This window comes from Paracoccus sp. NFXS7 (assembly GCF_040148865.1).
Classification (GTDB): Bacteria; Pseudomonadota; Alphaproteobacteria; order Rhodobacterales; family Rhodobacteraceae; genus Paracoccus; species Paracoccus marcusii.
Genome location: NZ_JAKEKV010000001.1, coordinates 464,555 through 483,467, shown reverse-complemented (window position 1 = coordinate 483,467; position 18,913 = coordinate 464,555). Strand labels below are relative to the sequence as shown.

General features: G+C 68.3%; 18 protein-coding genes. 10 read left to right on the top strand and 8 right to left on the bottom strand.

The genetic code is table 11. The annotated features are described in order from the left end of the window. Positions 1-26: 26 nt before the first annotated feature. Genes LZ686_RS02420 through LZ686_RS02410 form a run of 3 tightly spaced genes read left to right on the top strand, consistent with a single transcriptional unit; the run spans position 27 to position 3,402 of the window. Positions 27-755: an RNA methyltransferase gene (locus LZ686_RS02420; protein ID WP_045998933.1), complete on the top strand. Its 729-nt coding sequence runs from the start codon at positions 27-29 to the stop codon at positions 753-755. 35 nt (positions 756-790) lie between these two features. Beyond that, positions 791-1,936, top strand: coding sequence for a heme A synthase (ctaA, locus tag LZ686_RS02415; RefSeq protein WP_045982910.1), 1,146 nt, complete (start codon positions 791-793; stop codon positions 1,934-1,936). After that, complete coding sequence (locus LZ686_RS02410; RefSeq protein ID WP_349546881.1) at positions 1,933-3,402, top strand: carboxypeptidase M32; 1,470 nt, start codon at positions 1,933-1,935, stop codon at positions 3,400-3,402. Before ctaA ends, LZ686_RS02410 begins: the two co-directional genes overlap by 4 nt. Positions 3,403-3,507: 105 nt before the next feature. Here LZ686_RS02410 and preA read toward each other — a convergent pair whose 3' ends face one another. From preA to LZ686_RS02385, 5 genes are all read right to left on the bottom strand, one after another. Beyond that, positions 3,508-4,806 (bottom strand): NAD-dependent dihydropyrimidine dehydrogenase subunit PreA, encoded by a 1,299-nt coding sequence (gene preA, locus LZ686_RS02405; RefSeq protein ID WP_273743411.1) that lies wholly within the window; start codon positions 4,804-4,806, stop codon positions 3,508-3,510. 12 nt (positions 4,807-4,818) lie between these two features. After that, positions 4,819-6,174 carry an NAD(P)-dependent oxidoreductase gene (locus LZ686_RS02400; protein ID WP_349546880.1) on the bottom strand — a complete coding sequence of 452 codons (1,356 nt, stop codon included), beginning with the start codon at positions 6,172-6,174 and terminating at the stop codon, positions 4,819-4,821. A 97-nt stretch (positions 6,175-6,271) separates the two neighbouring features. Next, positions 6,272-7,570: a sensor histidine kinase gene (locus tag LZ686_RS02395; protein WP_349546879.1), complete on the bottom strand. Its 1,299-nt coding sequence runs from the start codon at positions 7,568-7,570 to the stop codon at positions 6,272-6,274. Beyond that, entirely contained in the window at positions 7,567-8,226 is a 660-nt protein-coding gene (locus LZ686_RS02390) for a response regulator transcription factor (protein WP_127898761.1), read from the bottom strand. Before LZ686_RS02390 ends, LZ686_RS02395 begins: the two co-directional genes overlap by 4 nt. A gap of 10 nt (positions 8,227-8,236) precedes the next feature. Beyond that, positions 8,237-8,605: a PepSY domain-containing protein gene (locus tag LZ686_RS02385; RefSeq protein ID WP_349546878.1), complete on the bottom strand. Its 369-nt coding sequence runs from the start codon at positions 8,603-8,605 to the stop codon at positions 8,237-8,239. A gap of 132 nt (positions 8,606-8,737) precedes the next feature. On the opposite strand from LZ686_RS02385, the gene LZ686_RS02380 reads away from it, so the two are divergent. From LZ686_RS02380 to LZ686_RS02360, 5 genes are all read left to right on the top strand, one after another. Then, positions 8,738-9,739: a PepSY-like domain-containing protein gene (locus LZ686_RS02380; protein WP_349546877.1), complete on the top strand. Its 1,002-nt coding sequence runs from the start codon at positions 8,738-8,740 to the stop codon at positions 9,737-9,739. A gap of 210 nt (positions 9,740-9,949) precedes the next feature. Next, a complete protein-coding gene (locus tag LZ686_RS02375; RefSeq protein ID WP_045981663.1) occupies positions 9,950-11,068 on the top strand; it encodes an extracellular solute-binding protein in 1,119 nt (372 codons plus the stop codon). A 50-nt stretch (positions 11,069-11,118) separates the two neighbouring features. Continuing rightward, positions 11,119-12,183 carry an ABC transporter ATP-binding protein gene (locus tag LZ686_RS02370; RefSeq protein ID WP_045981664.1) on the top strand — a complete coding sequence of 355 codons (1,065 nt, stop codon included), beginning with the start codon at positions 11,119-11,121 and terminating at the stop codon, positions 12,181-12,183. Next, positions 12,176-13,057 carry an ABC transporter permease gene (locus LZ686_RS02365; RefSeq protein ID WP_045998942.1) on the top strand — a complete coding sequence of 294 codons (882 nt, stop codon included), beginning with the start codon at positions 12,176-12,178 and terminating at the stop codon, positions 13,055-13,057. Before LZ686_RS02370 ends, LZ686_RS02365 begins: the two co-directional genes overlap by 8 nt. Further along, positions 13,054-13,842, top strand: coding sequence for an ABC transporter permease (locus LZ686_RS02360; RefSeq protein ID WP_045981666.1), 789 nt, complete (start codon positions 13,054-13,056; stop codon positions 13,840-13,842). Before LZ686_RS02365 ends, LZ686_RS02360 begins: the two co-directional genes overlap by 4 nt. Here LZ686_RS02360 and LZ686_RS02355 read toward each other — a convergent pair. Then, positions 13,839-14,456: a nucleoside/nucleotide kinase family protein gene (locus tag LZ686_RS02355; protein ID WP_349546876.1), complete on the bottom strand. Its 618-nt coding sequence runs from the start codon at positions 14,454-14,456 to the stop codon at positions 13,839-13,841. The genes LZ686_RS02360 and LZ686_RS02355 overlap by 4 nt on opposite strands. Positions 14,457-14,573: 117 nt before the next feature. On the opposite strand from LZ686_RS02355, the gene LZ686_RS02350 reads away from it, so the two are divergent. Both LZ686_RS02350 and LZ686_RS02345 read left to right on the top strand, forming a co-directional pair. Then, on the top strand, positions 14,574-15,689 hold the full coding sequence (locus tag LZ686_RS02350; RefSeq protein ID WP_349546875.1) for a PAS domain-containing protein: 1,116 nt from the start codon (positions 14,574-14,576) through the stop codon (positions 15,687-15,689). Then, positions 15,686-16,153, top strand: coding sequence for a response regulator (locus tag LZ686_RS02345; protein ID WP_127898753.1), 468 nt, complete (start codon positions 15,686-15,688; stop codon positions 16,151-16,153). The genes LZ686_RS02350 and LZ686_RS02345 overlap by 4 nt, the downstream gene beginning before the upstream one ends. Here LZ686_RS02345 and LZ686_RS02340 read toward each other — a convergent pair. Then, complete coding sequence (locus LZ686_RS02340; RefSeq protein ID WP_349546874.1) at positions 16,134-18,272, bottom strand: histidine kinase dimerization/phosphoacceptor domain -containing protein; 2,139 nt, start codon at positions 18,270-18,272, stop codon at positions 16,134-16,136. The genes LZ686_RS02345 and LZ686_RS02340 overlap by 20 nt on opposite strands. Positions 18,273-18,319: 47 nt before the next feature. Next, positions 18,320-18,850 carry a biliverdin-producing heme oxygenase gene (locus LZ686_RS02335; RefSeq protein ID WP_349546873.1) on the bottom strand — a complete coding sequence of 177 codons (531 nt, stop codon included), beginning with the start codon at positions 18,848-18,850 and terminating at the stop codon, positions 18,320-18,322. Positions 18,851-18,913 lie beyond the last annotated feature (63 nt).

Genomic DNA, 18,913 nt, shown 5'->3' with positions numbered 1-18,913 from the left:
CCGCCAGACGGACTATCTGCCGGACCATGCAGATCGAACGCCAACCCGTCATCATCCTCGTGCGCCCGCAGATGGGCGAGAACATCGGCGCGGCCGCCCGCGCCATGCTGAATTTCGGCCTGACCGACATGCGCATCGTCGATCCGCGCGACGGCTGGCCCAACCCCAAGGCCGTCGCCATGGCCTCGGGGGCGGCGGGCCGCGTGCTGGACACGGCCCGCGTCTATCCCACGCTGGCTCTGGCGATGGAGGGCATCGACTATGCCTATGCCACCACCGCGCGCGGGCGCGAACTGACCAAGCCCGTCTTCACGCCCGCCACCGCGATGGCCCAGGCCCGCGCCCATGATGGCCGCTCCGCGATCATCTTCGGCCCCGAACGCACCGGGCTGGAGAATGACGACATCGCGCGGGCCAATGCCATCGTCACCGTGCCGGTGAACCCCGATTTCCCGTCGCTGAACCTGGCCCAGGCCGTCCTGCTGATGGGATACGAATTCGGCCGCGACATCCTGCCGCCCGAACCCGCGCCCCATCTGCGTCGGTCCGAGGCCGAAGCCCCCGCCGACCGCATCGAGATCGAGCGGTTGGGCGACCATTACGACGACCAGCTGACCCAGGCCGGATTCTTCTTCCCGGAAACCAAGGCCGCGTCGATGCGTCTGAACATGCGCAACATGTGGTCGCGCCTGACCCTGACCAAGGGCGACGTGCGGATCCTGCACGGCGTCCTGCGTCAGTTGACCCGGCGCTGACCCGCCCCTAACCTCCGCCCGAAAGGAGCCTTGCGATGGCCAAGCGACCTGTCTTCCAGGAAGTCTCGGACCCGACCGCAGCCCGACCCGTCCAGACCACCGGCATGATCGATGCCCGCCCCCGCGGCGCGCGGCGCGCGATCCGCGCCTGGCTTGCCGTGCTGTTCGTGCTGGTCCTGGCGATGATCGTCGTGGGCGGCGCCACGCGCCTGACCGGGTCGGGCCTGTCGATCACCGAATGGAAACCCGTGACCGGGGCCATCCCGCCCATGAACGCCGCCGACTGGCAGAGCGAATTCGACCTCTACCGCCAGATCCCGCAGTACCAGGAGCTAAACCGCGGCATGTCGCTGTCGGAATTCCAGTACATCTACTGGTGGGAATGGGGGCACCGCCTGCTGGGCCGCGTAGTCGGTCTGGTCTGGGCACTTGGCTTCGTCTTCTTCTGGGCCACGTCGCGCATTCCCACGGGCTGGACGCCCCGCCTGCTGTCCCTGGGGGCGCTTGGCGGCCTGCAGGGCGCGATCGGCTGGTGGATGGTCAGCTCGGGCCTGAACGAGGGGATGCTGCGTGTCGCGTCCTATCGCCTGGCCACGCATCTGGGCATCGCCTTCCTGATCCTGGGCCTGATCACCTGGTACGTCCTGCAATTGTCGCGGTCCGAGGCCGAGCTGATGCGCGCGCGCCGCGCCGGAGAGGCCAAGCTGTTCCGCATGTCCACGGGGCTGATGCACCTGACTTTCGTGCAGATCCTGCTGGGCGCGCTGGTCGCGGGCATCGATGCCGGCCGCACCTATACCGGCTGGCCCACCATGGGCGGCGAATGGATCCCGGCTGCGATCTGGGACGGCACCCTGGGCTGGCGGAACTTCTTCGAGAACCCGGCCCTGGTCCAGTTCATCCACCGCATGACCGGCTATCTGCTGGCGATCTTCGCCGTCGTCGTGTGGCTGCGGGCGCGCCGCTCGCCCCATCCGGTGACGCGCGGCGCCTTCAGCGTCATGATCGTGGCGATGGCCGCACAGATCGGGCTGGGCATCCTGAACGTGATCCACGCATCGCCCCTGCACCTGGCCCTGACGCACCAGTTCGGCGCCGTCGTGCTGTTCGCGATGATTCTGCGGGCGCGCCACCATGCGCGCTATCCCTTTGAAACCTCGATCCGGGGGGCGATCCGATGACCGCGCTGACCGACCTGCTGGCCTTCCAGCGCCAGACCGAAGCCCTGTCCTCCGTCGCCGAACGGTTGGGCTGGGACCAAGAGACCGTGATGCCCCGCGGCGCCGCCGAACAGCGCGCCGAGGAGATGGGCGCGATGGAGGAGGTGCTGCACGACCGCCGCACCGATCCGCGCATCGGCGAATGGCTGGACGCGGCCGATCCGCAAAGCCCCGCCGACCGCCGCGCCGTCCAACTGATCGCGCGCGATTTCGCCCGCAGCAGCCGTATCCCGGCGCGGCTGGCCTCCGAGCTGGCGCGGCTGACCTCGCTGGCGCAGGGCATCTGGGCCGAGGCCCGCGCCAAGGACGCGCCCGCGGATTTCCTGCCGACCCTGGATCAGGTCCTGATGCTGAAGCGCGAGGAGGCTGCGTGCCTGGCCGATGGCGACGATCTTTATGACGCGCTGCTGGAGGATTACGAACCCGGCATGAGCGGGGCGCGTCTGGCGACGCTGTTCGACGCGATGCGCCCGCGCCTGGTCGCGCTGCGCGACGACGTCCTGGGTGCCGATCAGCCGCAGGCGCTGAAGGGCCATTTCCCGCAGGAAACCCAGCTGCGCCTGGCCCGCGCCTGTGCCACGGCCTTCGGTTATGACTGGACGCGGGGGCGGATGGATCTGGCCGTGCATCCCTTCAGCTCGGGGCGCTGGCAGGACAGCCGCATCACCACGCGGGTGGTCGAGACGGATCCGTTCAACTGTCTCTACTCCACCATCCACGAGGTCGGCCATTCCAGCTATGAGCTGGGCATAGACCCCGATTACGCCTTCACCCCCCTGGGGCGCGGCGTGTCCATGGGCGTCCACGAAAGCCAGAGCCGCATCTACGAGAACCAGCTGGGCCGCGGTCGCGCCTTCACAGGCTGGCTGTTCGAACGCATGTCCGAGGCCTTCGACGGGTTGAACATCACCGATCCCGACGCCTTCTACGCGACGGTCAACCGCGTCACGCCGGGCTATATCCGCACCGAATCGGACGAGGTGCAGTACAACCTGCACGTCATGCTGCGCTTTGATCTGGAGCGTGACCTGATCTCGGGGCGGCTGGATACGCAGGACCTGGAGGCGGCGTGGAACGCGCGCTTCCTCAAGGATTTCGGCGTCGCGGTCGATCGTCCCGCGAACGGCGTGCTGCAGGACGTCCATTGGTCGGTGGGCCTTTTCGGCTATTTCCCGACCTATGCCCTAGGCAACGTCTATGCGGGCTGCCTGAACCAGGTCCTGCGCGGCGCGGTGCCCGATCTGGACGCGTCCCTGGCCCAGGGCGACGCGACCCCCGCCACCGAATGGCTGCGCGAGAACGTTCAGCGCCACGGCGGCCTGATGACCCCGACCGAGGTGATCGAGACCGCCGCGGGCCAGCCCATCGGCCCCGACCCGCTTCTGGACTATCTGGAACAGAAGTTCGGTCGCATCTACGGTCTGTGATCGTCCCGCATGACAAAGCCCCGCGGCCGGCGCCGCGGGGCTTTTTCGTTGGCCAAATACCCTGCGGATGGCCCGGGGGGGCGCAAGGCCCCCCGGACCATCGGATCACTCGGCGGCGCGGGCCATCGGGTTGTTCGGATGGCTGGTCCAGTTCGCGTATTCGCCGCGCGGAATGCCGGTGCGCTTGTCGATCTCGCCGATCTCCAGCTCTCGCATGGTGATGCAGTCCTCGACCGGACAGACATCGACACACAGGTTGCAGGCGACGCATTCCTCCTCGATCACCTCGAAAACGCGGCCCGGCTTCATGGCAATGGCCTGGTGGCTGGTATCCTCGCAGGCGGCATAGCAGCGGCCGCAGCTGATGCAGGCATCCTGGTCGATCACCGCCTTGGTGACATAGTTCAGGTTCAGCTGCTGCCAGTCGCGCACGTTGGGAACCGCGCGACCGATCAGGTCGGACAGGCCCATCTCATGGCTGTCCAGATAATCGTGCAGGCCGGTGATCATCTCCTGGACCACCTTGAAGCCATAGGTCATCGCCGCCGTGCAGACCTGCACATTGCCCGCGCCAAGCGCCATGAACTCGGCCGCGTCGCGCCAGGTGGTGACGCCGCCGATGCCGCTGATGGGCAGGCCGGCGGTAGCGGGGTTGCGGGCGATCTCGGCCACCATGTTCAGGGCGATGGGCTTGACCGCCGGGCCGCAATAGCCGCCATGGCTGCCCTTGCCGTCGATGGTGGGCTGGGGCGCGAAGAGGTCCAGATCGACCGAGGTGATCGAGTTGATCGTGTTGATCAGGCTGACCGCATCGGCGCCGCCGCGTTTCGCGGCCTCGGCGGGCTTGGTCACGTCGGTGATGTTGGGGGTCAGCTTCACGATGCAGGGCATGCGGCTGTATTTCTTGACCCACCGGGTCACCATCTCGATGTATTCCGGCACCTGGCCCACGGCCGATCCCATGCCGCGTTCGGCCATGCCGTGGGGGCAGCCAAAGTTCAGTTCCACCCCGTCGGCGCCGGTATCCTCGATCCGGGCCAGGATGTCCTTCCAGCTGTCCTCGTCGCAGGGCACCATCAGGCTGATGATCAGCGCCCGGTCGGGATAGTCGCGCTTGACCGACTTGATCTCGCGAAGGTTTACCTCCAGCGGTCGGTCGGTGATCAGCTCGATGTTGTTGATGCCCAGGACGCGGCGGTCGGCGCCATGGATCACGCCATAGCGGGGGCCGTTCACGTTGACGACAGGCGGGCCTTCCGAGCCCAGGGTCTTCCACACCACGCCGCCCCAACCGGCCTGGAAGGCGCGGCGGACGTTGTATTCCTTGTCGGTCGGCGGGGCCGAGGCCAGCCAGAAGGGGTTCGGGGACTTGATCCCGATGAAATTGCTGCGCAGGTCTGCCATGATCTCGCGTCCTCAGCCGGGGATTTCGACGGGACGTCCGGTCAGCCGGGCGTCGATGTCTTCTGCCGCGTCGCGGCCTTCGGCCACGGCGGTCACGGTCAGGTCGTCGCCGCCGGATGCGCAATCGCCCCCGGCCCAGACCCCGTCCAGCGTCGTGCGGCCCGGCCCGGTCACCAGGATCTTGCCCCCGGCCAGCTCAAGCCCCTCGGGCGCGCCCTCCAGGCGCTGGCCGATGGCGCGGAACACCTGGTCGGCCCGCAGGCGGAACCGGTCCTCGGTCACGTGCAGCCCGTCGGGGCCGTCCTGGGTATAGGCGAACTCGACCTCGGTCACCGCGCCGTTGCCATGGACCGCCAGGGGCGCCGCATTGCAGATGATCCGCACGCCGCTGGCGGTCGCGTGGTCCTGTTCATGGCGGCTGGCGCCCATGCGGTCCTGACCGCGGCGATAGACGATGCTGACGTTCTCGGCGCCCAGCAGGCGGGCCTGCACGGCGGCATCCACTGCGGTCATGCCGCCGCCGATCACCACCACGTCGCGGCCGACGGGCAGGGTGCCCAGATCGCTGGCCTGGCGCAGGTCGCGGATGAAGTTGACGGCGTCCAGCACATGCGTGCGGTCCTCGCCGTCTGCGCGCAGCGCGTTCACGCCGCCCAGGCCCATGCCCAGGAACACCGCATCGTATTCGGACTGCAGCGAGGCCATGGTGATGTCGCGGCCGATCGCCTGGTCGTGGCGCAGCTCGATCCCGCCGATGCCCATCAGCCAATCGACCTCGGCCTGCGCGAAACCGTCCACGGCCTTGTAGCTGGCGATGCCGTATTCGTTCAGCCCGCCGGGCTTGGGCCGCGCCTCGAAGATCACCACGTCATGGCCCTTGGCGGCCAGGCGGTGCGCGCAGGCCAGACCCGCGGGGCCCGCGCCCACCACGGCCACGCGCTTGCCCGTGGGAGCGGCGCGCTTGAAGGGGTGCGACCCTTGGGCCATCAGCCCATCGGTCGCGTAACGCTGCAGCGCTCCGATCTCGACCGGCTTGCCCTCGGCCTCCATGCGCACACAGGCGCCCTCGCACAGCTGTTCCGTGGGACAGACGCGGGCGCACATGCCGCCCAGGATGTTGGCGTGAAAGATCGTCATCGCCGCCGCGTCCGGCGTGTCGGTCGCGATCTGCCGGATGAACAGCGGGATGTCGATGCTGGTCGGACAGGCCGTGATGCAGGGCGCGTCATGGCAGAAATAACACCGGTCAGCGGCCACATGTGCCTCGTGGCGGTCCAGCGGCGGGGCGACATCGACGAAGTTCGCCGCCAGCTGGTCGGGGGTCAGTCGTCCCGGCACCACGCCGGGGCTTAATCTCGCTTGGGACATTTTCGTCTCCTGGCTCACCTGTTGGTGAAATCAGGCTGACACAGGTCCATTTTTTTATCAAATGGTAAAATATGGGCCGCAAAGCTATGCGGAAATTTCAGGCAGGCAGGTCCAGGACGGCGGCCAGACCGCCCAGATCGGAACGTTCCAGCCGCAATTCGCCGCCATGCAGCGCCGCCAGATCGGCCACGATGGCCAGGCCCAGCCCCGCGCCGGGGGCGCCCAGTTCGTCCAGCCGCGCGCCGCGCATTAGGGCCAGGGGGGCCTGGTCGGGGGACAGGCCGGGACCGTCATCCTCGATCCGCAGGATCAGGCGGTCCGGCGGGACGCGCACGGTGATCCGCAGGCGCGTGCGCCCCCATTTGGCGGCATTCTCGGACAGGTTGCCGATCATCTCCTCCAGGTCCTGGCGTTCGCCGGGAAAGGCCGCGTCCGGGGGGCAATCGACATCGGCGGTCATGCCGCGGTCGGCCAAGGGCCAGCGCAGCACCAGCAGGATGTCGTCGACGACCGGCGCGACCGGGGTCCGCTGCCCCAGCAGGCGCGGCCCGGCCTGACGCGCACGGCGCAGGTGCCAGCCGATCAGGCGATCCATCCGCGTGATCAGGGCCTGGCCCTGATGATCGGGCGGCAGTTCGTTCGACAGGGCCGCCAGCGGCGTCTTCAGCGAATGGGCCAGGTTCCCCAGATGCTGGCGCGACCGGGTCAGAAGGGCCGCGTTCTGGTCCAGCGCTGCGTTGATCTCTGACGCCAGGGGGCGCAGTTCGGACACGTCGGGGCGGGCCAGCCGGTCGCTGTCGCCCGCGCGCACGCGGGCCAGGTCGGCCCGCAGGCGGTCCAGGCTGCGCAGGCCAAGCGTCACCTGGATCACGCTGGCGGCGGCCAGGCCCAGCCCCAGCACCACCAGCGCGACCGCCAGCGGGCGCACGATCTGCGCCAGGCTTCCCTCGATCTCGGCCAGGGGGGCGGTCACGGTGACCGCAATCAGGGCGTCGCTGTCGGGAATGGTCAGCTCTCGGCGCAGGACGCGCAGGCCCGCCGCATCGGCGTCGCGGCCCGTCGCGCCGGTCAGATCGCCCGCGGGCCCGGTCAGCTGCCCGTCCAGCAGCGACGGAGAGCGCGCCACCGTCGCATCCCCCGCCATGACCTGCCAGTACCAGCCCGACAGCGGCAGGGTGAAGCGCACGTCCAGCGGCGTGTCGTCCAGCTCGACCCGGTCGTCGTCGACCTCCAGCTGGCCGATCAGGCTGTCGGCGATGGCCAAGGTTTCGGCGTCGAACCGGTCGGTGACGAAATCCTCCAGCAGCTGCGCGATCACCAGGAACGCCCCCAGCAGCGCCGCCGTCAGCCAGACCGCCGCCAGCAGCAGCAGCCGGCCGCGGATCGACCGCGTCACGCCGACCTCAGGACATAGCCCTCGCCGCGGCGGGTCTCGATGATCCCGTCGCCGACCTTCTTGCGCAGGCGGCCGATGACGACCTCGATCGACTTGAAGTCGCGGTCCGTCTCGGCTTCGTAGAGATGTTCGGACAGTTCGGTCCGGCTGATGACGCGGTCCTGATGGGTGATCAGATAGGTCATGATGCGTTGTTCAAACGCCGTCAGCCGCAGCGCCATCCCGTCCAGGGTGATGACGCCCAGCTGGCCGTCCAACTGCAGCCGCCCGGCTGCGATCTGCGGGCGCGCATGGCCCGCGGCACGGCGGATCAGGGTCTGGGCGCGCAGCACGACCTCCTCCAGGCGAAAGGGCTTGACGGCGTAATCGTCGGCGCCCGCGCGAAAGCCCGCCACCTTGTCGGTCCAGTCGCCGCGCGCGGTCAGGATCAGGACCGGCATGGCGATGCCCTGGTCGCGCCAGCGGGTCAGGACCTCGATCCCGGGCAGGCCGGGCAGGCCCAGGTCCAGCACGGCCACGTCATAGCTTTCGGTGGCGCCTAGGAACTCTCCCTGGGTGCCGTCTGGGGCGATGTCGGTCACGAAGCCGGCCTGGATCATGGCCTGGGACAGCTGGTCGGCCAGCAGGGGGTCGTCCTCGACGATCAGGGCGCGCATGTCAGGTCCTTCAGTCTTGGGTGCGGGGCGCGCGGCGCGCCTCCAGCTGGCCGCGTCCGGCCACTTCCAAAAAACGCCCTGTGCGGGCATCCACGCGGATGTTGAGGATGTTGCGCTGCGTGGTCAGCAGGCGGAACTCATAGATCAGCTCGACCCCCGCGGCGCGTTCGGCGGGGCGGGGCGGGCGCGTCTCGGCCGCGACCAAGCGGCCGTCATAGCGCGCGGTGACCGCCTCGGCCATGCGGTGGAACGGTTGCGGCTGAAAGCTGGTGGCCCAGGGGTCCGGCGGGGGGGCGGCCGGGGGCGCAGGCTGGGGCAGGGCCGCCAGCGGCGCCATCAGGGCCAGGACCAGGATCAGAGGATTCGGGGCACGTGTCATGGGGCCACTATGCCCTGTCCAGGGGAAATGGAAACCAAACGGCGCGTTGGCGATCCGTTCGGGTGCGTTGGGCTAGAAACGATTCGCAGAAGGCCGGACCCGCCGGCCGACATCGACCCAAAGGAGTGTCACATGACCCGCAAGCATCTTGCATCCACCGCCGCGCTGATCGCCGTCATGGCCGGGACCGTTCCCGCCATCGCCCAGACCCCCGGCGTCGAGCTGCCCTCCATGCTGCAGGGGCTGGACCTGGACCGCATCAGCTTCGAGACCAAGCGCGACGGCCAGCGCGAATACGAGGGCTATCTGCCGGACGGCACCCAGATCGAGGCCGAGTTCGACATGGCCGGCAATCTGATCAAGGTCGAGGCCGACGACGGCAGCCTGCCCGCGCCGCTGATCGATGCCGCATTGCCCGGTGCCGTGCGCGGCACGCCCGCGATGGCGCTGTTCGCCCGCTTCGAGGAGATCAAGCAGACCCCGCGCCACCTGGAGGTCAAGGGCTGGCAGGAGAACGGCGCCGAGGTCGAGGTCAAGTTCGCCCCCGACAATACCCTGATCGAGATCGAGACCGACGACACCGCCCTGCCGCAGCCGATCATCGACGCGATCCTGCCGCAGGCCGTGCGCGGCAACGAGGTCATGGCCCAGTTCGGCATGATCGAGGAGATCAAGGCCGAATACGGCCGCTTCGAGGTCAAGGGCGAGGATACCGGCGGCCAGGACATGCGCGCGGCCTTTGACGAGGCGGGGGCCGTCCTGCGGTTCGGCCGCGACGACGACCGCCGCGGCGGGCGTGACCACGATCGCGGCCCGCGCGGACACGGCCCGCGGGGTGACGGCCCCCACGGCGATGGTCCCCGCGGCGACGGTCCGCGCGCCGAAGGCCCCCGGGGTGATGGCCCGCGTGCCGAAGGCCCCCGGGGTGACGGTCCGCGCGGCGACATGCCCCCCGCGCCGCAGTTCGACACCGTCGCGGCGAACCAGCGCCTGACGCAGGCGGGCTACAGCGCGTTCGGCCTGATGCGCCAGGAGGGACCGCGCGTCCTGCTGGACGCGACCAATCCTGACGGGGAGACCGTCACCCTGGAACTGGACCCGCAGGGCCAGCTGGTGCGCGAAACCGCCCGCTGATCGCGGCGCCGGCTGCGCCGCAAGGGCCGTCCCGTCCGGGGCGGCCCTTCTTCCATGCCGCGACGGGCTGACCAAGAAGACACTTTGCCTTGGCGCGGCCCCGGTCTAGGCTGCGGGCCAAGCCAAAGCCCTTGGCGTCGTGTCATTTTATCGACACGCATGCCCGATAACGGGAAACGGCTGAGTGACAACGACATGGAGGATCTTTCTATGACACGGATCGACCGACGCGGCCTTCTGCGCGGGGCTGCGGCCACGGCTGGCGTGGCACTGGCCTCTCCCTACCTGGCGCGCGGCGCCATGGCGCAGGGTGCGGGGCAGGTGAACATCTTTGCCTGGGCCGGCTATCTGAACGACGAGATCCTGGGCGCCTTTCAGGAGGCCACGGGCATCACCCCGAATTTCACCCCCTATGGCACCAACGACGAGCTGCTGAACCAGCTGCGTGCCAACAACGGCGCCGGGTTCGACCTGATCTGGCCGACCGTCGACCGCGTCCCGAACTATGTCGAGTTCGGCCTGATCCAGCCGCTGGACGAATCGCGCATCGAGGTCGCCAAGGTCCTGCCCAGTGCCTGGGAGAACTCGGTCAACCTGGGCGCGGTCGTGGACGGCAAGCGGTACCAGGTGCCGACCGACTGGGGCACCGAGGCGATCGCGTTCGATACCGAACAGAACCCGCTGGAATACGGCACCGCGTCCTATGGCGATCTGTGGAAGGACGGCGCGCAGGCGACCGTGCGCGGGCATTCCTCGCTGATCGGCCTGGGCCTGTGGCTGGAGGCCGAGGGCAAGCTGCCGCGGCCGCTGCTGGATGCGTTCACCGATCCCGATGCGCAGATCGAGATCTTCGACGTGATCCTGGCCGAGGCCATCGCGCGCAAGGGCAACATCATCCAGTTCTGGACCAACGAGAACGAGGCCCAGGGCGCGTTCCGCGTCAACGGCGCCACCGTGGGCCAGACCTGGGATTCGACCGCAGCCGCCCTGGCGTCCGAAGGTCTGCCCGTGGGCTTCATCGCGCCCAAGGAAGGCGCGCTGGCCTGGATGGAGGGTCTGTCGATCCCGACGGGGGCGGCGAACCTGGACGGTGCCTATGCCTTCATCAACTGGTTCCTGACGCCCGAGGCCGGCGCGATGTACACCAACGCGACCAAGATCAACTCGACCGCGGTGGGCTCCGATCAGCTGACCTCGGACGAGGCCAAGGCCTTCTTCGCCGCCGCCTATCCGGGCGACGCGCTGGAGAAGCTGTGGTGGTGGCCGATCCAGGAAAGCTGGTACATCACCAAGCGCAACGAGTATCAGGACCGCTTCCTGTCGGCCTGAACCCAACCGGGGGCGGTTTCCGCCGCCCCCCAATTCCTGCAGGAGACACAATGTCCCATTCGGTCGAACTTGCCGGCATCGGCATGACTTTTGGCACCACCCGCGCCGTCAGCGATGTCAGCTTCAAGGTCGAGGCCGGAGAGTTCTTCTCCATCCTGGGGCCGTCGGGCTGCGGCAAGACCACGATCCTGCGCATGATCGCGGGCTTCATAGAGCCGACCGAGGGGCGCGTGCTGATCGGCGACCGGGACATGAAGGGGCTGGGCCCCAACCAGCGCCCGACCGCGATGATCTTTCAGTCGCTGGCCCTGTTCCCGCTGATGTCGGTGCGCGACAACATCGCCTTCGGCCTGGAGGCCCGTGGGGTCGGCCGCGCCGAACGCCGGGCCAAGGCAGACGACCTGCTGCGCCTGATCGCGCTGGAGGGATACGGCGACCGCATGCCGGGCGAACTGTCCGGCGGCCAGCGTCAGCGCGTGGCCATCGCCCGCGCCCTGGCCGTGGAACCGGGCGTCCTGCTGCTGGACGAACCGCTGTCCGCCCTGGACCTGAAGCTGCGCCAGCACATGCGCGCCGAACTGCGCGCGCTCCAGAAGCGCACGGGCGTCACCTTCATCTATATCACCCACGACCAATCCGAGGCGCTGGCCATGTCCGACCGCGTCGCCGTGATGTCGGCGGGTCTCTTGCAGCAGGTCGCCACGCCGCGAGAGCTGTACGACAACCCTGCCACGCCCTTCGTGGCCCGCTTCGTGGGCGAGACGAACGCCATTCCCGGCCGCATCACCGACGTGCAGGCCGGCACCGCCCGGATCGAGACCGACCTGGGCCCGCTGACCGGTCGCGCGGGACAGGGTGCCGCGCCGGGCGTGCAGGGCACGATCTATGTCCGCCCCGAGGCGCTGGTGCCCGGTATCGACCAAAACCCCCTGCAGGCGCAGATAGAGCGTGTCGATTTCGAAGGATCCTTTGCGCTGGTCCACGGCCGGTTCGACGGCGGGACAGCGCTGACGGCATCGGTGCCCTCGACGCGGCTGGCCGATGCGCCGGTTCCGGGCAGCCGGGCGGGGTTCGGGTTCGACGCGGGACATGCGGTGGTGCTGGGCGATGGGTGATCTGAAAAACCGTTTCGGACCGGGGCTTTCGACGATCTTCCTGATCCTTGTCCTGTTCTGGCTGGCCGTGATGGTCCTGGCCCCGAACCTGATGATGATCGACTATGCCCTGCGGCCGAACCTGCCGCCCGCGGCGCTTGGGGGGCCGGACGACACCTATACGCTGTCGAACATCCTTTATCTTGCCGGAGAGCCCACGCACCGCGCGATCTTCTTCAAGACGATCTGGGCCAGCGGCCTGGTGGCGGCGGTGACCTTTGCCGTCTGCTATCCCATCGCCTTCTGGATGGCGCAGCGGGCCACGACGGGACAGCTGGCCATCGCGATGATGCTGATCATCATCCCCTTCTTCATCAACGAGGTGCTGCGGACGCTGGCCTGGTTCATCATCCTGGCCTATCGCGGGCCGCTGAACGCGGTGCTGACGAATATCGGCCTGATCGACGCACCGATCCGCTGGCAGGGCGACGGAGGCGTGCTGGCGGCGATGGTCTATGCCTATATCCTGTTCATGCTGCTGCCGATCTACAACGCCATCGAATCGCTGGACAAAGCCCAGATCGAGGCCGCCCGCGACCTGGGCGCGTCGCCCTGGCGCATCCATACCCGCGTGGTGATCCCCCATGCCAAGGCCGGGATCGCGACGGGTTTCGTGTTCACCTTCATGCTGGCCGCCGGCAGCTATGTCGCGCCCGCGCTGCTGGGATCGCCCGGCAGCCGATGGTTCACCGAGATCATCTACAACTGGTTCTTCGAGGGCGGCGACTGGAACCGCGGCGCGGCCTATGCGCTGGTGCTGCTGGTGCTGTGCTTGGCGGTCGTCCTGATCACCTTGCGGCTGTTTCGCGTCAACCTGACGGATGTCGCGAAATGAGAGCGGAACGCATCTTCGGCGCCATGTTCTGGCTGTATCTGATGGTCTTCGCGGCCTATCTGTTCGCACCGCTGATTATCATGGGCGCGGCCAGCTTCAATGAAAGCCGCTTTCCCACGGTGATCCCGTGGCAGGGGACCACGACGGAATGGTTCGCCGCCATGTGGGCGGACGCGGCCATGTGGCAGTCGCTGTGGACGTCCGTGCTGGTCGCGGTCTGCGTGGTGGTGATCGTGGTGCCGGTGGGCACGGCGGCGGCGCTGGTCCTGACATCGCTGCATGCGCGGGCGCGCAGCTTTGCCTATGCGGTGATGGTGTCGCCCCTGCTGACGCCGGGGGTGGTGATCGGGATCTCGACCCTGATCCTGTGGCGGCAGATGGGCGTGGGCGGCGGGGTGTTCCTGATCGTGCTGGCGCAGTCCACCTTCATCATCTGCTATGTCATGCTGATGGTCATGGCCCGCCTGCAGCGGTTCGACCGCACGCAGGAGGAGGCGGCCCTGGGTCTCGGCGCCAGCCGCGTGATGGTGTTCCGCCGCGTGACGCTGCCGTTCCTGCGGCCCGCGCTGATCGCGTCGGCCGGCCTCGCGGTTCTGCAATCGATCGAGAACTACAACACCACGCTGTTCGTGCGCGGGTTCGAGACGCCCCTGACCGTCTTCATCGCGACCAAGGTCCGCACCGGCCTGACGCCCGCGGTGAACGCGTTGGCGCTGGTCATCATCGTGGCCACGGTCATCGGGGCCATCGCCTATGAGGTCGCGCGGCGCCGGCGCGCGGCCTAGCCGTTCGGCAGGATCAGGTCGGGCGCACGGCTGGCGGTCAGCACCAGTTCCATGTTGGGCAGGTCGTTCGCCTCCAGCTTGGCGCGGGCCTGATCGGGGGGCAGGTCGCGCCAGCGGGCCGTCAGGCGGGCCCGCAGCACCGCCTGCGGCACGTCCAGCATCACGGTCAGCGCGAAATGACGCCCCAGGTCGCGCCAGCCGGGCCGGTCCAGCAGCAGATAGTTCCCCTCGACCAGGATCAGCCGGGCCGAGGCCGGGATCTCACGCGCGGCGGCGCGGCTGATCTCCAGGTCGCGGTCGAAGACGGGGACCAGCACGTCGCGGCCGTCATCGGCGGCCAGCCGGTCCAGCATGACCGCAAAGCCGTCCAGGTCGAACGTCCAGGGCGCCCCCTTACGCGGCAGATCGCCGCGTGCCGACAGCAGCCGGTCGTCCAGGTGATACCCGTCCATCGGCAGCAGCGCCGCCCCCGGCAGATCGGCCAGAAGCGCATCGGTGACATGGCTCTTGCCCGCGCCCGGAGGGCCCGCCAGGGTGACCATGGTCCGGCCGGGGCCGCGGGCCATGGTCCGCAGGCGCTCTCTCAGGTCGGGAAGATCTGTCGTCGTGGTCATCATGTCACCTTTGAGGGCCTGTCACCGCGATCCTTTTCCGATATTCCGGAACCATTCAAGGCGGCAGTGCCTTGAAGCAGACGACAGGGTCTGGGGCAGGCTTACAAGGGACGCGACGTGGACGAACGGGACGACTGGCACCTGACCGAGGCGCTGCATCATGAACACGGACGCGGCGATCCCTTCGCGGCCGCGGTGCGGGCAACGCGCATGCCGATGATCATCACCAACCCCAGCCTGCCCGACAATCCCATCGTCTTTGCCAATGACGCGTTCCAGCGCCTGACCGGGTACGACCGCGACGAGCTGATGGGTCGCAACTGCCGGTTCCTGCAGGGGTCGCAGACAGACCAGGACACGATCCGCCGCCTGCGCGAGGCGGTCGAGAACGGGACCGACATCTCGGTCGATATCCTGAACTATCGCAAGGACGGGACGTCGTTCTGGAATGCGCTGTATCTCAGCCCGGTGCGTGACGATGCGGGCCGCATCCGGTTCTTCTTTGCATCGCAGCTGGACGTCACCGACCGGATCGACGTGCAGTCCCGCATGGCGCGCGAGAAATCGCGGGTCGAGGCCGAGGTGACACGCCGCGTCGCCGAACTGCGCGATTCGCTGGATGCACAGCGTCTGCTGCTGCACGAGGTCGATCACCGCGTGAAGAACAACATGACCATGATCGGGTCGATCCTGCGCCTGCAGCTGCGCGAGGCGGCGGACAGCGACACGGCCGACATGCTGCGTGCGATGATGACCCGGATCGACGCCTTGGCCACGGTGCATCGCCACCTGTACCAGTCCGACGACGTGACGCGGTTCGACATCGGATCCTATGCCGTCAACCTTGCCTCCGACCTGACGCAAAGCCGGGCCGATTGCGACATCCGCATCCGCGCCGATCTGGGCCGGGCCGAGGTGCCTGCGGGGCAGGCGGCGGCGATCGGGCTGATCGTGAACGAGATCCTGGCGCACATGATCCGCCCCGAGAACGTTGCGAAGGGCCAGGTCTTCGACATCTCGTCGCGGACGACGCCCGCGCGGGTCGAGCTGTCCATCGGCTTCGGACCTCCGGGCCAGGGGGACGCCGAGGCCGATCCGGTCTATTCGCCGTCCGGGGTGAACGAACAGATCATCTCTCGGCTTGCCGCACAGACACGAACGCGCGTGGCCTGGTCCAGGACCGATCAGAGGTCGATTCAGGTCAGCGTCGTCATCGACAAGGAAATTCCATGAACCGCCCCAAGGCGCCGCTGTCGATCCTCGTGGTCGAGGATGAGTTCATCATCGCGATGGACATCGAGATGATGATCGAGGATGCCGGCCATCAGGTACTGGCCGTGGCATCTTCGCTGCAGGACGTGATGGCGCTGCCCACGGACAAGGCCCCGGACGTCGCGCTGGTCGACATGCAGCTGGCACGCGGCAGTACCGGCCTGCAGGTCAACAGCGCCATCCAGAAGCAGTGGCCCGACACCATCGTGGTCTTTGTCACGGCCAACCCGAAGAAGATCCCCGACGATTTCGACGGCGCGCATGGCGTCATCGCCAAGCCGTTCTCATCGGCGGGGTTCGTCGCCGCGCTGAAATACCTGGAGGAGGGCGTGTGCGATCCGCCCCCCGTGTCGCCCGAACCCGGCAGCTTCGTGGCCTCGCCCGCCTTCGCCGCGCAGTGGGGCGTCAGTCCAGGGGAGCGGTGATCACCACCCGCAGACCGGGCGCATTCGTGTCCGACTGCAACTTGCCGCCCAGCTGCTCGACCAGCGACGCCACCATCCGCATGCCAAAACCGGTGCCCTTGATGGACCCGTCCGACCCCACGCCGTTGTCGGTCACGGACAACAGCATCCCGTTGCGCGTCTGCGACAGCACGACCGACACCGGGCCGGGCTGGCCATCATAGGCATACTTGATCGCATTCGCGACGATCTCGTTGGTCAGCAGGCCGATGCTGACCGCACGATCCGCCGATACCAGGATGGGCGCGAATTCGGTCTGGATCGCGTCGGCCCAAGCCGGGTCCAGCGACGATTTCATGTCGCGCAGCAGGTCGTCCAGATAGATCGCCAGGTCCACGATCTGGGCGCTGTCGTCCTGATAAAGGCGGCGATGGACCAGGCTGACCGCCGACAGTCGGCTTTGCGCCTCGTCCAGCTGGGTGCGGACCAGGGGATCGGCGCCGCGGCCCTGCATGCGCAGGAAGGATGCCACCAGGGCCAGGCTGTTCTGGACGCGGTGGTTGACCTCGCGCAGCAGGAATTCCTTCTGCTGGATCAGGCTCTCGTTCTCGCGCAGCGTGATGGACAGTTCGGCGTTAAGCCGGCGGATGCGCCGCGAGCTGCGCGCCTCCAGCATCAGGCGAACCAGGCGGCTGGCGGCCTCGACCTCGGCGGCGGTCCAGGGGCGCGACTTGCCGCGCACCTCGTCGGACCAGGCCGCAAAGGATGCGCGCGGCTCCAGCGTGGCGCCGGGGACCGTGGGGACGTCCTTGTGCGGGTTGCCGGCCCAAGTCACGACCTGCAGCTTTTCGGCGCGGAACCACATCAGGATCGTCGGCACCTCGGTCGACATGGTGACCGACAGCATGCCGCTGGCAACGTCGCGATAGGCCGCCGCCGCAGGGATCACGCGTTCCAGGTTGGAACTGACAAAGGGGGTGATCGCCGCCGACTGGCGCACATGGTCGGCCAGATGGCGCAGCGCCGCCGGATCGGGGCAGCTGCCCGACGAGAACAGCTCCCTGCCCTGAACGGCGGCAAAGCCGTCGGCGCCCACCAGCTCGGCCAACGGTCCCGCGGATTGCGAGAAGAACTGGTCCAGCTGGTCGTCAGGACCAAGACGGGCCAGCACGGTATCCTCGTGCGCGCGCAGGCGGATGCGTTCGCGGTACAGCACCGTCTCCTCGCGCAGGCGGATCTGGCGGGCCAGGCTGTCGGCCAGGGACTGGCAGGCCAGGCGCGTGGCCAGCGACAGGTCGCGCGGTTCGGGGTGGTGGCAGGCGACAAGACCCCACAGCGCCCCATCCTTAATGATCGACATCGACGCCGATGCACCCACCCCCATGTTGCGCAGATAATGCAGGTGCACCGGAGAGACGCTGCGCAGCATCGAATCGCTGAGGTCGATGGCCTCGATCCCCGGAACGCTGCCGGTGATCGGCTGAATCGTGGCATGCACGTCGGCGATGACCCGCACGCGGTTGCGCACGTAGAGGGCGCGCGCCTGGCGGGGAATGTCGGATGCCGGGAAATGGTGGTTCATGAACGTGCCCATGCCCTCGGCACGGCTTTCGCCCACCACGGCCCCGGCCTCGTCGTCGATGAAGCGATAGATCATCACCCGCGCGTGGCCGGTCAGCTGGCGGAACACGCCCGCCGCGTTCCGCATCAGGTCGGGCAGGGACGACGCCCGCTCCAGCACCGCGTCCAGCGCCTGCATCCGGCCCAGGAAACGTGCATCCAGCGGCGGTTGATCCAGCGCGGGCAGCATCTCGATCACGACATGCGCACCGCTGCGATAGGCCAACAGGTCCCAGGATGCCCCGTCGACCATCACGGGTGCCAAGGGAACGGGACCGATCTCGGGCAGATCGTCGATCGCATTGCGCAGCACGCCGCCAAGCGCCTGCGACAGGGTCAGGCCGATCAGGTCGCGCGTCAGGCCGTCGGCGCGTCCCGCGGCGCCGACGATCCGGCCATCGCCCGGGTCGACGATCAGAAGGTGGCCATGCGCCTGGATCGATCCCGGGACATGGATCGGTTCGCGGTCGCAGACAGTCAGATCACGGGCATCGGCAGGGTTGGGCAGGGCTGTGGACATTACGGATTTCTAAGGCGGACCATGTCAGCCGTCCAATTGCTTTTCGTTTACCGTTGCGTAAATGCGGTCATGGCGGTCTGGAACACCGCCCGTGCGGCCTTGACCGCCCGCGCGGGGTCCGGGTCCGCGGCATGAAGCCAGTCCAGGAACCGCCGCCACCGGCGCGGATCGCCCGTCTGCAGCGCCAGGTGGGACGCGCCGTGGCCCGCGGTGTATCCCAAGGCCGCCGCCCTGCGCGCGATCAGCGCCGCACCGATGGACGATCCTTCGACCACATACAGCGCACCCGCGACGGACGCGGCGTCGGGCAGGGCGGGCGGGGTCACGGGGGGCGGGCGCCCTGCGCCAAGGTCCGCCAGATCGCGCGCCGTCGCATCCGACAGCATCACCGGCCGCCAGCCGATCCGGGCCGAGCCGGCCTCCAGCTGCGGATCGATGGCGCTGCGAAACGCGTGGCTGCCGCGCAGATAGGCCAGATAGGCCGGCGGGCTGTCCAGCGCGCCCACCTGCGCGTCCAGCGTGGCGTGCAGATCGCCGGTGCCGTCGCGAAGGACGCTGCGCAGAACATGCTGGGTCACCGGGGCCTCGGGCGGGTTGGGGCGGCGCGGGGCCGCAATCCGGGGCGCCCTAGCAGATCGGCG